The organism is Agrococcus sp. HG114 (assembly GCF_024723325.1).
Taxonomy (GTDB): Bacteria; Actinomycetota; Actinomycetes; order Actinomycetales; family Microbacteriaceae; genus Agrococcus.
This window is the reverse complement of the sequence record NZ_JANQCH010000009.1, coordinates 1-14,981: the sequence shown is the minus strand read 5'-3', so window position 1 is coordinate 14,981 and position 14,981 is coordinate 1. Positions and strand designations below refer to the sequence as shown.

The following is a 14,981-nucleotide window of genomic DNA, read 5'->3' as shown; positions in this document are numbered from 1 at the left end:
GACCCGCTCACGCGGCCCGGGCATCGAGCACGCGGTCGGCGAGCCGGCGGTACCGCGCCGCGACGTTCGACCAGCTCATGCTGCCCGCCCTCCGGGATGCCGCCGCGCCCATGCGCTCCGCGAGCGCGCGATCGCCCAGGACCGTCGTGAGCGCCCTCGCGATCGCGGCAGGGTCGTCGTGGGGCACCACGATCCCGGCGCCGCCGCCGAGGAGCTCGAGGGCGTGCGGGAACGCGGTGGCGACGACGGGCGCGCCGGCGGCGAGCGCCTCGACGAGGACGCCCGAGGTCACCTGCACCCTCGACTCGTACGGGAGCAGCACGGCGTCCGCCGCGGCGACCGCCGCAGCGAGCCGGGGGCCCGTGGCGTACTCCGCTTCGAGCGACACCGCCTCGTGGAGCCCCAGCTCGTCGACGAGCGCGACGAGGCGCTCGCGATAGCGCTCGCCCTCATGGGCGAGCACCTTGGGATGCGTCTGACCGAGGATCCGGTACTCGGCGTCCGGGATGCTGCGGCGCACGTCCGCAATCGCGCGGATGCCCCATTCCAGGCCCTTGCCCGGGCCGATCAGGCCCCACGTGAGCACGCGCGTGCCGTCGCGCGGTCGCGGGGCTGAGGCGCTCGTCCACGGGGCGATGCCGTGGGGGATGACGGTCACCTTCTCCTGCTGCACCGCGTAGCCGGAGGCGAGCACGTCGCGGGCGGCCGCGGTCATGACGACCACCGCATCCGCGAGCGCGCACACGCGCTCGAGCACGGCGCGCTGCGACGCGGTCGGCGAGCGCAGCACCGTGTGGAGCACGACGACGCTCGGCACCCGCAGGGCCTCGAGCAGTCGGAGCACCTCGTCGCCGTCCGTCCCGCCGTAGATGCCGTACTCGTGCTGCACGATCGCGACGTCGCACGCGGCGAGCGCCCGCGCGGCCCGCCCGACGCTCGCGACGTCTCCGGCGACGAGGTCCCCGACGATGCGGATGCGCGGCGTCGCGCTCCGCTCGGGCCGCGGCTCGGGCGCGTCGAGCACGCGCACGATGCTCGCGCCGCTCCGCTCCACGCCGACGAGCGCGGTCGCGAGCGACTCGGCGAACGTCGCGATGCCGCAGCGCGTGGGCGGGTAGGTGCTCACGATCCCGAACGAGGTCATCTCCGGCGACTCCCTGCGTGCGCGCCGCGGCCCCCCGGCCGCGGCCAGCCGTTCCGGCGTACAGTACGCCGGAAGCGGCCGCGACAGTCGGGAGTCTCATGAGAATCGCCATGCTGGCGCCTGTGGCGTGGCGGACCCCGCCCGAGCACTACGGGCCATGGGAGCGCGTGACGAGCCTGCTCACCGAGGGCCTCGTGCGGCGAGGCGTCGACGTGACCCTCTTCGCGACCGGCGACTCGCAGACCGGCGCGACGCTCGAGTCGGTCGTGCCCCACGGCTACGCCGAGGACGACGCGATGGACGGGCGCGTGTGGGAGGCGCTGCACGTCGCGCACGCGCTGGCCCGCTCGCACGCGTTCGACCTCGTGCACAGCCACCTCGACTGGCTCCCGCTCGCCTTCGCGGGATCCTGGCGAGCGCCGCTCGTCACGACGGTGCACGGCTTCTCGGGGCCCGCCATCCTCCCGGCCTACGTCGCGGCGCGATCGAGCTACGTCGCCATCTCGGATGCCGACCGCTCGCCGCTCCTGGACTACGTCGCGACCATCCACCACGGGATCGACCTCGCCGAGCTCGAGCTCAGCGAGGCGGGCGGCGAGGATCTCGTCGTGCTCGGCCGCATCCACCCGGACAAGGGCACCGCGGAGGCGATCGAGATCGCACAGCGCGCAGGCCGGCGGCTGCTCATCGCCGGGATCGTGCAGGACCGCGAGTACTTCGACGCGCGCGTCCGGCCGCTCGTCGACGGCGAGCGGGTCGTCCACCTCGGCTCGGTGGGCCCGGCCGAGCGCTCCCGGCTGCTCGGCTCGGCCGCCGCGCTGCTTCACCCCATCGCCTTCGACGAGCCGTTCGGGCTCTCGGTCGTCGAGGCGATGGCATGCGGCACGCCGGTCGTCGCCTACCGGCGCGGGTCGATGGCCGAGGTGATCGACGAGGGCGTCACCGGGTTCGTCGTCGACGACCGGGAGCAGGCGGTCGACGCGGTGCGCCGCGCGCGAGCGCTCGATCGCCGGACGATCCGCGCCGTCGCGGCTCGACGGTTCGGCGTCGAGCGGATGGTGGACGACTACCTCGCGGTGTACGAGCGGCTGCTCGGCGCGGGCTGAGGCCGCGCCCGTGCGGCTCAGGCGTCGATGCGCTCCCGGTCGACCTGCGAGGTCTGGATGAGCTCACGTCGCGGCGCGACGTCGTTGCCCATGAGCAGCTCGAAGACCTCGCTCGCGCGCTCGGCGTCGCTGATCGTCACCCGGCGCAGCGTGCGGCGCGAGCGGTCCATCGTCGTCTCCGCGAGCTGGTCCGCGTCCATCTCGCCGAGGCCCTTGTAGCGCTGCGGCGGCTCGACCCAGCTCTTGCCCTGCTTCTTCAGCCGCGCGAGCAGCTGGTGCAGCTCGGCGTCGGAGTAGGTGTAGACCGCCTCGTCGGGCTTGCCCCGGTGCTTCACCATGACGCGGTGCAGCGGCGGCACCGCCGCGAAGACGCGCCCGGCGTCGATGAGCGGGCGCATGTAGCGGTGGATGAGCGTGAGCAGCAGGGTGCGGATGTGGGCGCCGTCGACGTCGGCGTCCGAGAGCATGATCACCTTGCCGTATCGCGCGGCGGAGAGGTCGAACGAGCGGCCGGACCCCGCGCCGATCGACTGGATGATCGCCGCGCACTCGGCGTTGCTCAGCATGTCGGCGATCGACGCCTTCTGCACGTTGAGGATCTTGCCGCGGATGGGCAGGATCGCCTGGAACTCGCTGTCGCGCGCCGGCTTCGCGGTGCCGAGCGCGCTGTCGCCCTCGACGATGAAGAGCTCGGTCTGCTCGACGTCGTTCGAGCGGCAGTCGACGAGCTTCACCGGCAGCGACGACGACTCGAGCGCCGTCTTGCGGCGGGCGGTCTCCTTGAGCGAGCGCGCCGAGATGCGCGCCTTCATCTCGTTGACGACCTTCTCGAGCAGCTGGCCGGCCTGCGCCTTCTCGTCGCGCTTCGACGACGTGAGGATCGCGCCGAGCTCGCGCGCGACGACCTGGGCGACGATCTGCCGCACGGCGGGCGTGCCGAGCACCTCCTTCGTCTGCCCCTCGAACTGCGGCTCGGGCAGCCGCACGGTCACGACCGCGGTGAGCCCGGCGAGCGCGTCGTCCTTCTCGACCTTGTCGCTGCCGGCCTTGAGCTTCCGCGCGTTCGCGGCGACCTGGTCGCGGATGAGCTTGAGCACCGCCTGCTCGAACCCCGCGAGGTGCGAGCCGCCCTTCGGCGTCGCGATGATGTTGACGAACGTCTGCACGACGGTGTCGTAGCCCGTGCCCCAGCGCAGCGCGATGTCGACGTCGCACGTGCGGTCGACCTCGCGCGTGACCATGTGGCCCGTCTCCTCGTCGAGCACCGGGATCGTCTCCTGGAACGCCCCCTGCCCCGTGAGGCGCCACGTCGCGGTGAGCGCCGGGTCGGGCGCGAGGTACTCGACGAACTCGCTGATCCCGCCGTCGTACCGGAACTCGTGGACGACCGGCTCGTCGCCGCGCTCGTCGACGATGCGGATGCCGAGGCCCGGCACGAGGAAGGCCGTCTGCCGCGCGCGGCGCGAGAGCTCGTCGGCGAGGAAGTCGGCGCCCTTCGTGAACACCTGCGGGTCGGCCCAGTAGCGCACGCGCGTGCCGGTGACCCCCTTCGCGACCCTGCCGACCTTCCGCAGCCGCGACGCATCCGTGAACGGCAGGAACGTCGCGCGCGGCGACGGCTCGCCCTCGTCGAGGAACTCCCCCGGCTCGCCCCGGTGGAACGACATCGCCCACGTCGCGCCGTCGCGGTCGACCTCGACGTCGAGCCGCTCGGAGAGCGCGTTGACGACGGATGCGCCGACGCCGTGGAGGCCGCCGGAGGACGCGTACGCGCCACCGCCGAACTTGCCGCCCGCGTGCAGCTTCGTGAAGATCACCTCGACGCCCGTGAGGCCGGTGCGGGGCTCGACGTCGATCGGGAGCCCGCGGCCCCGGTCGCGCACCTCGACCGAGCCGTCGGGGTGCAGCACGACGGAGATCTCGGTGCCGTGCCCGCCGAGCGCCTCGTCGACGGAGTTGTCGATGATCTCCCACAGGCAGTGCATGAGGCCGCGCGAGTCGGTCGAGCCGATGTACATGCCGGGGCGCTTGCGCACCGCCTCGAGCCCTTCGAGCACCGTGAGGTGCCGCGCCGAGTAGTCCGATGCCGCGCTCGCCAACCGATCCCCCTTCGATGTGCCCGACGCGCCCGGGCCGGTCGCGGTGCCGGGTGGTCGACGATCCAGCCTAGGGCCGCGGGCGGCCGCGGCCCGGCAGGGCGCGCACGCCGCCTCGGCGTTGCGCCGCTGGCGAACCGCGGTGCGGATGCGACGGAGTTGACAGCATCGCGTGCCACCATTGGGGGTCAGACGGAAGAAGGAGGGCACCGTGAACGACACTCAGACCGCGACGCTCGAGGCCGACGAGGCGAACGCGCCGCTCACCGCGCTCGACCGCTGCGACAGCTGCGGCGCCCAGGCATACGTCCGCGCGACGATGGAGCGCGGCACGCTCCTCTTCTGCGCCCACCACGCCGCGAAGCACCGCGAGGCGATGCAGCCCCTCGCGCTCGTGTGGCACGACGAGACGGCGAAGCTCACCGAGGCCTGAAGCCAGGCCCGGCAGCAGCGGCCCGCTCCCCGGTCTCCGGGGGCGGGCCGCTCTCGTCTCAGCCGAACGGCCCCTGCAGCCGCTGCAGGAAGCGCTTCGTGCGCTCGTGCCGCGGGTCGCCGAACACCTGCGCCGGCGCGCCGCGCTCGACGACGACGCCCTCGTCGAAGAACGTCACCTCGTCGGCGACCTCGCGGGCGAACCGCAGCTCGTGCGTGACGACCGCCATGGTCCAGCCCTCGCCCGCGAGCTCGGTCATGACGGCGAGCACCTCGCCGACGAGCTCGGGGTCGAGCGACGACGTCGGCTCGTCGAACAGCAGCATCGACGGCTGCAGCGCGAGCGCGCGCACGATCCCCACCCGCTGCTGCTGGCCGCCCGAGAGCGACGACGGGTACGCATCCGCCTTCTCCCGCAGGCCGACGCGCTCGAGCAGCGCGAGCGCATCCGCCGTCGCCTCATCCCTCGAGCGGCCCTGCACCCGGATCGGGCCGACCGTGACGTTGCCGAGCACCGTGAGGTGCGGGAACAGGTGGTGCTGCTGGAAGACCATGGCGGATGCGCGGTGCAGCGCCGCGCGCTGCCTGCGCTGCAGCGGGCGTGAGAAGTCGAGCTCGAGCTCGCCGATGCGCAGCGTGCCGGCCTCGGGCGCCTCGAGCCCGTTGAGGGAGCGGAGGACCGTGGTCTTGCCGGACCCGGACGGCCCGATGAGCGCGTGCACGGTGCCCGCGTCGATGTCCAGGTCGACGCCGCGGAGCACGTGGTTGTCGCCGAACGACTTGTGCAGGCCGCGGGCGCGCAGCAGCGGCTCAGACGGCATAGCGCTCGAGCCTCCTCTCGATGCGGTCCTGCCCGCCGGAGAGCGCGAGGCAGATGACCCAGTAGACGACCGCGGCGACGGAGTAGATGAGGATGAACTCGCCGCTCGGCGCCGCGATGCGCTGCGCGACGCGGAAGAGCTCCGTCACGAGGATGAGCGACGCGAGCGACGTGTCCTTCACGAGCGAGATGAGCGTGTTCGACAGCGGCGGCACCGACACGCGCGCCGCTTGCGGCAGCACGATGCGCCACAGCGCCTGTCCGCGCGACATGCCGATCATCGCGGCCGCCTCCCACTGCCCGCGCGGGATCGAGAGGATCGCGGCGCGGATGATCTCTGCCGCGTAGCCGCCGACGTTGAGCGAGAGCGCGATGATCGCGCTCGGCCACGGGTCGAGCGTGATGCCGACCTGGGGCATGCCGTAGAAGATCACGAACAGCTGCACGAGCATGGGCGTGCCGCGGATGACGGAGATGTAGGCGCGCGCGAGGCCGGAGAGCCACGCGATGCCGGAGATGCGGGCGAGCGCCATGCCGACCGCGATCACGAGGCCGAGCGAGAACGACGCGATCGTGAGCGGGATGGTGCCGGTGATCGCGCCGAGCGCGATCGGCCCGATCGAATCGAGCACGAGCTGCCAGTTCACGCCGGGAGCCTACGGCCGGCGCCTGCACGGGAGCGGCCCCGGCCGGAGCCGGGGCCGCTCGACGCGACGAGCATCACGGCTGCGAGACGTCCTCGCCGAAGTACGACTCCGAGATCTCGGCGAGCGTGCCGTCGGCGGCGAGCGCGGCGAGCGCCTCGTCGATCGCGGCGGCGAGCGACTCGCTGCCCTGGCGGAGCGCGACGGCGCTCTCGCTCACCTCGTCGGTCTCGGCGACCGCCTCGAGGCCGGTCTCCCCGCCCTGCGACTGCTCGTAGTCGAGGAACGTGAGCTCGTCGTTGATCGTCGCGTCGACGCGGCCCGCGCGCAGCAGCTCCGCGGCCTGGGCGAAGCCCTCGACCTCCTCGACCTCGGCGCCCGCCTCGCGCGCGACATCCGCCCAGTTGCTCGTGAGCGACTGCGCGCTCACGCGGCCCGACAGGTCGTCGAGCGACGCGATGTCGCTGCCCTCGGCGACGACGAGCACGCCGGACGAGTAGGTGTAGGGCTCGCTGAAGAGGTAGCGCTCCTGGCGCTCGGGGGTGATCGAGACCTGGTTGGCGATCACGTCGATGCGGCCGGAGTCGAGCGCGGCGAAGATCGCGTCCCACTGCGTCTCGACGAACTCGACCTCGACGCCGAGCTCCTCGGCGACCGCGGTGATGACGTCGACGTCGTAGCCGGTGAGCTCACCCGCGCCGCCCTCGTGGAACGAGAACGGCGAGTAGGTGCCCTCGGTGCCGACGACGAGCACGCCCGCCTCCTGCACCTGCTCGAGCGTCACGCCCGTCGACTCGGCGGCGCCGCTCTCGGGCGCGCCGCTCTCCGTCGGCGCTGCACCGCTCGAGCAGCCGACGAGGGCGACGGATGCGGCGGCTACGGCGGCGACGGGCACGAGCCGGGACAGGGTGGTACGGGGACGAGGCATGTAGCGCTCCTTCTCGGGGGTATCACCACATCCTAGAACGAAGCGAGACTGCCCCGTGCACCGGGGCGGTCTCGCTTCGTCACACTGCGTGCATCAGCCTCGGCGGATCACTCGAGGTAGTCGCGCAGCTGCTGCGACCGCGACGGGTGGCGCAGCTTCGCCATCGTCTTCGACTCGATCTGGCGGATGCGCTCGCGCGTGACGCCGAACGTGTCGCCGATCTGGTCGAGCGTCTTCGGCATGCCGTCGCCGAGCCCGAAGCGCATGCGGATCACGCCCGCCTCGCGCTCCGAGAGCGAGTCGAGCAGCGACTCGAGCTGGCGCTGGAGCATCGTGAAGCCCACCGCGTCGGCCGGCACGACCGCCTCGGTGTCCTCGATGAGGTCGCCGAACTCGCTGTCGCCGTCCTCGCCGAGGGGCGTGTGCAGCGAGATGGGCTCGCGGCCGTACTTCTGCACCTCGATGACCTTCTCGGGGGTCATGTCGAGCTCGCGGGCCAGCTCCTCCGGGCTCGGCTCGCGGCCGAGGTCCTGGAGCATCTGGCGCTGCACGCGGGCGAGCTTGTTGATGACCTCGACCATGTGCACGGGGATGCGGATCGTGCGCGCCTGGTCGGCCATCGCGCGGGTGATCGCCTGGCGGATCCACCACGTCGCGTAGGTCGAGAACTTGAAGCCCTTCGTGTAGTCGAACTTCTCGACCGCGCGGATGAGGCCCAGGTTGCCCTCCTGGATGAGGTCCAGGAACTGCATGCCGCGGCCCGTGTAGCGCTTCGCGAGCGAGACCACGAGGCGCAGGTTCGCGCCCAGCAGGTGGCTCTTCGCGCGCTGCCCGTCGCGGGCGATGCGGGTGAGGTCGCGCTTGAGCTGCCAGTCGAGGTCGTCGCCCTCGAGCGAGAGCTTCTCCTCGGCGAACAGGCCCGCCTCGATGCGCATCGCGAGGTCGACCTCCTGCTCGGCATTGAGGAGCGCGACCTTGCCGATCTGCTTGAGGTAGTCCTTGACGGGGTCGGCGGTCGCCCCGGTGATCTGCGTCGGAGCAGGCTCGTCGTCGTCGCCCGAGAGGCGCAGGGCGCCGGTCGGGAGCTTCTCGACGTGGACCTCCTCCTCATCCTCCTCGGGCGCCTCGACGGTCTCCTCCGCCTCGGTCTCCTCGACGACGGGCTCGGCCGCCTTCCGGCGCCCGCCGCGCGCGGGCTTCGCGGCCGGCGCTGCGGCGGTCGCCTCGGTCTCGTCCTCGGCCGCGGCGGTCGCCGCACGCGACTTCGCGGCGGTCGTCTTGGCGGCGGTCGTCTTCGCGGCGGTCTTCGCGGCGGTCGTCTTCGCAGCGGTCGTCTTGGCGGCGGTCTTCGCAGCCGTCGTCCTGGCGGCGGTCGTCTTGGCCGGCGCCTTGGCGGCCGCGGTCTTCGCGGCCGCCGATCGCGCCGGCGCCTTCGCCGCAGCGGTCTTGGCCGGTGCCTCGGCGGCGGTCGTGGCGGTGCCCTGCTCCGACTCGGCGGCAGCCTTCGTCGTTCGGCTCCGCGAGCTCGGGGTCTCCTTGGCTGGCATGCGTCCTCCGGTCGGTCAGGCGCCCAGACTCGGTGCAGTCGCACTGAGGGCAGTCGAATGACCCATGTCAAGTCCGGCTCGGGGCGCGGTCTCGACTGGGTCGGTCTTGACAGTATAGCGCCGGCTGTGGCATGAGCATTCCCAGGCGGCTCTGGACGCGCTCAGGATCGGCGGTCGCGCAGCCACTGGGCGATGGCCGCCCAGAGCGGGCCCACCTCGATCCCCGCCTCCTCGCGCAGGCGCGACCGCGTGATGCGGCGCATCCGCAGCACCATCGCGAAGCCGAGCGCCAGGATGAGGAACTGGAAGGCGAGGGCGATGCGGAACCCCTCCCAGTCGTAGAGGCCGACGGCCTCGCCGGCCGCGACGCGTGCGGAGTGGACGAGGTCGAGGATGATGCCGACCGCCGGCATGATCGCGAACGACGCGATGAACCCGCCGATGTTCACGATGCCGTTCGCCGAGCCGAGCACGCGCAGCGGGTTCGCGGTGCGCGCGAAGTCGAAGCCGACGGTCGACCCGGGGCCCGCGACGCCGAGCACGACGGTGAGCGCCACGACGAGCCAGGTGGGCGGATGCCCGGGCCAGAGGAGCACGACGGCCCACGCGAGCGCGACGAGGGCCACGATCGCGAGCACGAGCGTCGAGCGGCGCAGCGGGAAGCGCGCCGTCGCGATGCCGACGATCGGACCGACGACCATGCCGGTCACGACCACGACGCTCATGAGCCCGGCAGCCTCCGCCTGGCTGTAGCCGAGGCCGTCGACGAGCATCGGGAAGCCCCACAGCAGCAGGAACACGTTCGTGGACGCCAGCAGCGAGAAGTGGGTCCAGAAGCCCAGGCGCGTGCCGGGCTGGCGGAAGGCGCTGCGCAGGCGCGGCAGCCAGCCCTCGGGCACGTCGATCGAGCCCGTGAGCGGCGCGCCGCCCTTCGGCGCGTCGAACACGAGCAGCAGCACGAGCACGAGCGCGACGGCGCCGACCAGCGCGAGCGTGCCGAACGACAGCGTCCAGCCGACCTGCCCGAGCAGCCACACGAAGGGCACAGCAGAGAGCAGCTGGCCGACCTGGCCGCTGATCGCGGTGTACTGCGACATCTGCGCGAGGATCGGCCCCCGGAACCAGCCGGACTGCAGCCGGATCACCGAGATGAACGTCGCGGCGTCGCCGATGCCGAGCAGCACGCGGCCCGCGATCGCGAGCGGCAGCGCCTCGGCGACCGCGACCATGACCTGGCCGACGACCATGACCGCGGCGCCGGACGCGATGAGCACGCGCGGCCCGAAGCGGTCGAGCAGCACGCCGACGGGGATCTGCATCGCGGCGTACACGCCGACCTGCACCGCGCCGAGCGTCGAGAGCATCGTCGCCGCGACGTCGAAGCGCTCGGCGGCAGCGGGACCTGCGACGCCGAGCGACGAGCGGTGCAGGATCGCGGCGATGTAGGCGATCGCGCCCACGCCCCAGACGAGCCAGGAACGGGCGCTGTTCATCCGAGCGGGTCCGACCCTGGCTTCCGCCGCTCCTGCAGGTAGCGCTCGAGCTCCTCGGCGATCTCGTCGGCGCTCGGGAGCGAGCCGTCCTCGTCCGTCAGCGGCGACTTCACCGAGGACTGGGCCATGTAGGCGTCGTACCGCGCCTCGAGCGTGCGCACGACGCGCTGCAGCTCCTCGTTCGTCTCCATCTGCTGCGCGACGAGCTGCTGGAACTCGCGGTCCGACTGCCGCAGCTCCTCCGTGCGGAACGCGAGCGACGTCGCGCTCGTCACGCCCTCGAGTGCGGCGAGCGCCGGCCCCGCCGAGCCCGACTCGCCCACGTAGTGGGGCACGAGCACCGTGAAGGTCGCGACGGGCGCGCGCGAGTGCAGGCGGTGCTCGATGCGGTGGATGACCGAGGCGGGCACCGACGAGACCGGCCGCCAGGCGGAGTACTGCTCGATGAGCTCCGCGCGGTTGCCGGAGACCGTCGAGACGAGCGGCCGCGTGTGCGGCACCGGCATCCCGATCGAGCTGATGATCGTGGTGGAGGCGACCTCGAGCTCGTCGTGGAGCTCGAGCAGGGCGTCGGTGAAGCGCTCCCACATCCAGTCGGGCTCGGGGCCCGTGAGCAGCAGGAACGGGACGCCCGCGTCGTCCTCGACCTGCAGCAGCGTGAGCGAGTGCGGGACGTACTCCTCGATGTGGTCCTCGTTGAAGAGCATCCGGGGGCGCCGAGAGCGGTGGTCGACGAGCAGGTCGGTGTCGAACTCGACGATGCCGCGGTGCGGCAGCGTGTCCAGGATCGCGGCCGCAGCTGCCTCGGCGGCGGCGCCCGCGTCGACGAAGCCGTGGATCGCGATCACGAGGTCGAGGCCGCGCGGCACCGTCTCGAGGTCCTCGAGGGAGAGCGTCAGCTCGCGGGGGTCGAACACGCCCCCAGCCTAGTGAGCCGCCGGCCGCCGGTATCCTCGTGACCCATGCCGATCCCAGCGCTCTCGATCATCGCTCGCCCCGACGACGCCACTGCCGAGCTCATCGTGCACGGCGTGCACCCCGGCGAGGTGCCGTCGTCGGAGGGCTTCGACAGCGCGCTGCTCGAGGGCATCGGTGCGACAGGCGAGCGCGAGCAGGTCGTGCGCTCGGTCGTCGACGGCCGTCGCGTCGCGTTCGTGGGGCTCGGCGACGAGCTGACCGCCGGGCGCCTGCGGGAGGTCGCGGGAGCCGCGGTGCGCGAGCTCCGCGACGTGCCGACGATCGCGCTCGCGCTCCCGGTCCGCACCACGGACGACGTGCTCGCGGTGCTCGAGGGCGCGGCGCTCGGCGCGTACCGCTTCGACGGGCTCAAGCGCGAGCCGAAGCCGGGCGTGCTCGAGATCGCCGTCGTCGCCGGCGAGGCGGAGGTCACCGAGACCGTCGTCGCGATGGCGCAGGCGGCGACGCAGGCGGTGTGGCTCACGCGCGACCTCGCCAACACGCCGCCGAACCTGCTGAGCCCCGCGGCCTTCGCGGAGCGCGTCGTCGCGGAGGCGCCCGACGCGGGGCTGACCGTCGTCGTGCGCGACGAGGAGCGGCTCCGGCGCGAGGGCTTCGGCGGACTCATCGGCGTCGGGCAGGGATCGAGCCGGCCGCCCCGGCTCGTGACCGTCGAGCACGCGCCCGACAACGCCACGCGGCACGTCGTGCTCGTCGGCAAGGGCATCACGTTCGACTCCGGCGGCCTCTCGCTCAAGCCCGCGGCGTCCATGCAGCACATGAAGTACGACATGACGGGGGCCGCGACGGTCTACGCCGTGACGGCCGCCGCCGCCGCGCTGCAGCTGCCCATCCGCGTGACGGCGCACCTCTGCCTCGCCGAGAACATGGTGTCGTCCACCGCGACCCGCCCCGACGACGTCATCACCATCCGGGGCGGCACGACCGTCGAGGTCACCAACACCGACGCCGAGGGCCGTCTCGTCATGGCCGACGGGCTCGTCCTCGCGACCGAGGCGCAGCCCGACGCCATCATCGACGTCGCGACCCTCACGGGCGCGCAGGTCGTCGCCCTCGGCGACCGGGTGAGCGGCGTGATGGGGAACGACGAGGCGTTCGTCGACGCGCTCGTGCGCGCCTCGCGCGAGGTCGGGGAGCTCGTGTGGCCCATGCCGATCCCGGAGGAGATGCGCGCGATGCTCGACTCCGAGGTCGCCGACCTCGCGAACGCGAAGGTCGGCAACCGATCCGGCGGCATGCTGCTCGCCGCCGCGTTCCTCGCCGAGTTCGTCGGCACGCGCGACGGCTCCCCCATCCCGTGGGCGCACATCGACATCGCCGGACCCTCGACCAACACCGGCAAGCCCTTCGGCTTCACGCCCGTCGGCGCCACCGGCGTCGTCGTGCGCGGGGTGCTGCGCATGCTGTCGAAGATGTCGCGCTCGGCGGAGTGACAGCCTCCGGGTCACAGCGAGCGGCTAGGCTTGCCCGGGCAGGAACTGCCGTGCACCGCTGCGCCCACCGGCGCGGCAACGAAGACCCAGAAGGAGCTGCTGCGTGTCCGATCAGAGCTTTGACATCGTCGTGCTGGGCGGAGGCAGCGCGGGCTACGCCGTGGCGCTGCGCGCCGTGCAGCTCGGCAAGACCGTCGCGATCGTCGAGAAGGACAAGCTCGGCGGCACGTGCCTCCACCGCGGCTGCGTGCCCACGAAGGCCATGCTGCACTCCGCCGAGGTCGCCGACGAGGTGCGCGCCGCCGGCCACGCCGGCGTCGACGCCGAGCTCAAGGGCATCGACATCGCGGGCGTGACCGCGTTCCGCGAGGGCATCGTCGCGAAGAAGTACAAGGGCCTCCAGGGCCTCATCAGCGCGAAGGGCATCGAGGTCGTCGAGGGCGAGGGCAAGCTCACCTCGCCCACGACCGTGCAGGTCGGCGACCGCACCCTGACCGGCAAGAACATCGTGCTCGCCTCCGGCTCGTACGCGAAGAGCCTGCCCGGGCTCGAGATCACCGGCAACGTCATCACGAGCGAGCAGGCCCTGCGCCTCGACTGGATCCCGCAGCGCGTGGCGATCCTCGGTGGCGGCGTCATCGGCGTCGAGTTCGCGAGCGTCTGGCGCGCCTTCGGCGCCGAGGTGACGATCATCGAGGGCCTCCCCCACCTCGTCGCGAACGAGGAGGAGTCCGTCTCGAAGCAGTTCGAGCGCGCGTACAAGAAGCGCGGCATCCAGTTCAAGCTCGGCGCGCGCTTCTCGGGCGTCACGCAGGACGACTCGGGCGTGCACGTGTCGCTCGAGACGGGCGAGACGATCGACGCCGACCTGCTGCTCGTCGCAGTCGGCCGCGGCCCGAACACCGCGGGCCTCGGCTACGAGGAGGTCGGGGTGCAGCTCGACCGCGGCTTCGTCACGGTCGACGAGCGCCTGCAGACGTCCGTGCCGGGCGTCTACGCCGTCGGCGACATCGTGCCCGGCCTGCAGCTCGCCCACCGCGGCTACCAGCACGGCATCTTCGTCGCCGAGGAGATCGCGGGCCTCGAGCCGCGCCTCGTGCAGGACATCAACATCCCCAAGGTCACCTACTCCGACCCCGAGGTCGCCTCGATCGGCTACTCGGAGGCGAAGGCCAAGGAGCAGTTCGGCACCGACCAGGTCGAGTCGTACGAGTACTCGCTCGGCGGCAACGCGAAGAGCGAGATCGTCGGCACGACCGGCTCGGTCAAGGCCGTCCGCGTCAAGGGCGGCCCGGTCGTCGGCATCCACATGATCGGCCGCCGCGTGAGCGAGCTCATCGGCGAGGCGCAGCTGATCGTGAACTGGGAGGCCTACCCCGAGGACGTCTCGCAGCTGATCCACGCCCACCCGACGCAGAACGAGGCGCTCGGCGAGACCATGCTCAAGCTCGCGGGCACGCCACTCCACGCCATCTGATCGAAGCCACAGGAGACCCAGAATGACTGACATCAAGCTCCCCGAGCTCGGCGAGAGCGTCACCGAGGGCACGATCACGCGGTGGTTGAAGGCCGTCGGCGACGAGATCGCCGTCGACGAGCCGCTCGTCGAGATCTCGACCGACAAGGTCGACACCGAGGTGCCCTCGCCCATCGCCGGCACGCTCACGGAGATCCTCGCCGACGAGGACGAGACCGTCGCGGTCGGCGCCGTCATCGCGCGCGTCGGCGACGGGGGAGACGCCGAGGCGGCTCCCGCGGCGGAGACCGACGCCGAGACGGCGACCGAGGGCACCGACGCCGAGACGGATCAGGAGGCCGACGAGGAGTCCGCCGCCGAGGCGCAGGACTCGCCCTCGAAGGAGGCCGAGCAGCCGCAGGAGCAGGCCGCGTCGCCCGAGTCGGCACCGGTCGCCGACGCCGAGCAGTCGTCGGGCGGCACCGACATCAAGCTCCCGGAGCTCGGCGAGAGCGTCACCGAGGGCACGATCGTCCGCTGGCTCAAGGCGGTCGGCGACGAGATCGCCGTCGACGAGCCGATCGTCGAGATCTCGACCGACAAGGTCGACACCGAGGTGCCGTCGCCCGTCGCCGGCACGATCTCCGAGCTCCTGGTCGACGAGGACGACACGGTCGAGGTCGGCACCGTCATCGCGCGCGTCGGCGGAGCGGCCGCAGCACCCGCCGCCGGTGGCGACGACTCCGCGACCGACGAGCCCGCGCCCGCGACCGGATCCGCAGAGGAGCAGGACGCGGCCCCGGCCGAGCAGGCGGAGCCGGCGAAGCCGTCCACCGAGCAGCCCGCGCCTGCCGAGGCGCCCGAGGAGGCAGCGCCTGCCGCCCCGCAGGCGGCGCCCCAGCAG

At 72.5% G+C, this 14,981-nt stretch carries 13 protein-coding genes; 5 read left to right on the top strand and 8 right to left on the bottom strand.

Annotated features, from left to right (window positions below; genetic code table 11):
• Window positions 1-7 precede the first annotated feature (7 nt).
• On the bottom strand, window positions 8-1,144 hold the full coding sequence (locus NWP09_RS02105; protein WP_258273888.1) for a glycosyltransferase: 1,137 nt from the start codon (window positions 1,142-1,144) through the stop codon (window positions 8-10).
• Between the two features lie 110 nt (window positions 1,145-1,254).
• Here NWP09_RS02105 and NWP09_RS02100 point away from each other — a divergent pair, with 110 nt between their 5' ends.
• Complete coding sequence (locus tag NWP09_RS02100; RefSeq protein ID WP_258273887.1) at window positions 1,255-2,250, top strand: glycosyltransferase family 4 protein; 996 nt, start codon at window positions 1,255-1,257, stop codon at window positions 2,248-2,250.
• Window positions 2,251-2,267: 17 nt separating this feature from the next.
• Here the strand turns inward: NWP09_RS02100 and NWP09_RS02095 are convergent, their stop codons facing one another.
• Window positions 2,268-4,349, bottom strand: coding sequence for a type IIA DNA topoisomerase subunit B (locus tag NWP09_RS02095; protein ID WP_258273886.1), 2,082 nt, complete (start codon window positions 4,347-4,349; stop codon window positions 2,268-2,270).
• A gap of 208 nt (window positions 4,350-4,557) precedes the next feature.
• Between NWP09_RS02095 and NWP09_RS02090 the strand changes: the two genes are divergently transcribed.
• Window positions 4,558-4,779 carry a hypothetical protein gene (locus NWP09_RS02090; RefSeq protein ID WP_258273885.1) on the top strand — a complete coding sequence of 74 codons (222 nt, stop codon included), beginning with the start codon at window positions 4,558-4,560 and terminating at the stop codon, window positions 4,777-4,779.
• 58 nt (window positions 4,780-4,837) lie between these two features.
• Here the strand turns inward: NWP09_RS02090 and NWP09_RS02085 are convergent, their stop codons facing one another.
• The 6 genes from NWP09_RS02085 to NWP09_RS02060 form a co-directional block, all read right to left on the bottom strand.
• A complete protein-coding gene (locus tag NWP09_RS02085; RefSeq protein ID WP_309137091.1) occupies window positions 4,838-5,599 on the bottom strand; it encodes an amino acid ABC transporter ATP-binding protein in 762 nt (253 codons plus the stop codon).
• Window positions 5,589-6,245, bottom strand: a complete 657-nt coding sequence (locus NWP09_RS02080) for an amino acid ABC transporter permease (RefSeq protein ID WP_258273884.1) — start codon at window positions 6,243-6,245, stop codon at window positions 5,589-5,591. Before NWP09_RS02080 ends, NWP09_RS02085 begins: the two co-directional genes overlap by 11 nt.
• Window positions 6,246-6,318: 73 nt before the next feature.
• Complete coding sequence (locus NWP09_RS02075) at window positions 6,319-7,170, bottom strand: transporter substrate-binding domain-containing protein (protein WP_258273883.1); 852 nt, start codon at window positions 7,168-7,170, stop codon at window positions 6,319-6,321.
• Window positions 7,171-7,277: 107 nt separating this feature from the next.
• Complete coding sequence (locus NWP09_RS02070; RefSeq protein ID WP_258273882.1) at window positions 7,278-8,717, bottom strand: RNA polymerase sigma factor; 1,440 nt, start codon at window positions 8,715-8,717, stop codon at window positions 7,278-7,280.
• Window positions 8,718-8,878: 161 nt separating this feature from the next.
• Window positions 8,879-10,210 carry a nitrate/nitrite transporter gene (locus NWP09_RS02065; RefSeq protein WP_258273881.1) on the bottom strand — a complete coding sequence of 444 codons (1,332 nt, stop codon included), beginning with the start codon at window positions 10,208-10,210 and terminating at the stop codon, window positions 8,879-8,881.
• Window positions 10,207-11,127, bottom strand: a complete 921-nt coding sequence (locus NWP09_RS02060; RefSeq protein ID WP_258273880.1) for a PAC2 family protein — start codon at window positions 11,125-11,127, stop codon at window positions 10,207-10,209. Before NWP09_RS02060 ends, NWP09_RS02065 begins: the two co-directional genes overlap by 4 nt.
• A 45-nt stretch (window positions 11,128-11,172) precedes the next feature.
• Here NWP09_RS02060 and NWP09_RS02055 point away from each other — a divergent pair, with 45 nt between their 5' ends.
• The 3 genes from NWP09_RS02055 to NWP09_RS02045 form a co-directional block, all read left to right on the top strand.
• Window positions 11,173-12,621, top strand: coding sequence for a leucyl aminopeptidase (locus tag NWP09_RS02055; RefSeq protein WP_258273879.1), 1,449 nt, complete (start codon window positions 11,173-11,175; stop codon window positions 12,619-12,621).
• 103 nt (window positions 12,622-12,724) lie between these two features.
• Window positions 12,725-14,098, top strand: a complete 1,374-nt coding sequence (gene lpdA / locus NWP09_RS02050; RefSeq protein WP_258273878.1) for a dihydrolipoyl dehydrogenase — start codon at window positions 12,725-12,727, stop codon at window positions 14,096-14,098.
• Between the two features lie 22 nt (window positions 14,099-14,120).
• On the top strand, window positions 14,121-14,981 hold an 861-nt coding region (locus tag NWP09_RS02045; RefSeq protein ID WP_309137090.1), incomplete at its 3' end, for a biotin/lipoyl-containing protein.

Excerpts from the sequence above, each read along its gene's own strand:
- NWP09_RS02105 (WP_258273888.1), bottom strand. The coding sequence starts at position 1,144 with ATGACCTCGTTCGGGATCGTGAGCACCTACCCGCCCACGCGCTGCGGC.
- NWP09_RS02100 (WP_258273887.1), top strand. The coding sequence starts at position 1,255 with ATGCTGGCGCCTGTGGCGTGGCGGACCCCGCCCGAGCACTACGGGCCA.
- NWP09_RS02085 (WP_309137091.1), bottom strand. The coding sequence starts at position 5,599 with ATGCCGTCTGAGCCGCTGCTGCGCGCCCGCGGCCTGCACAAGTCGTTC.
- NWP09_RS02075 (WP_258273883.1), bottom strand. The coding sequence starts at position 7,170 with ATGCCTCGTCCCCGTACCACCCTGTCCCGGCTCGTGCCCGTCGCCGCC.
- NWP09_RS02070 (WP_258273882.1), bottom strand. The coding sequence starts at position 8,717 with ATGCCAGCCAAGGAGACCCCGAGCTCGCGGAGCCGAACGACGAAGGCT.
- NWP09_RS02065 (WP_258273881.1), bottom strand. The coding sequence starts at position 10,210 with ATGAACAGCGCCCGTTCCTGGCTCGTCTGGGGCGTGGGCGCGATCGCC.
- NWP09_RS02055 (WP_258273879.1), top strand. The coding sequence starts at position 11,173 with ATGCCGATCCCAGCGCTCTCGATCATCGCTCGCCCCGACGACGCCACT.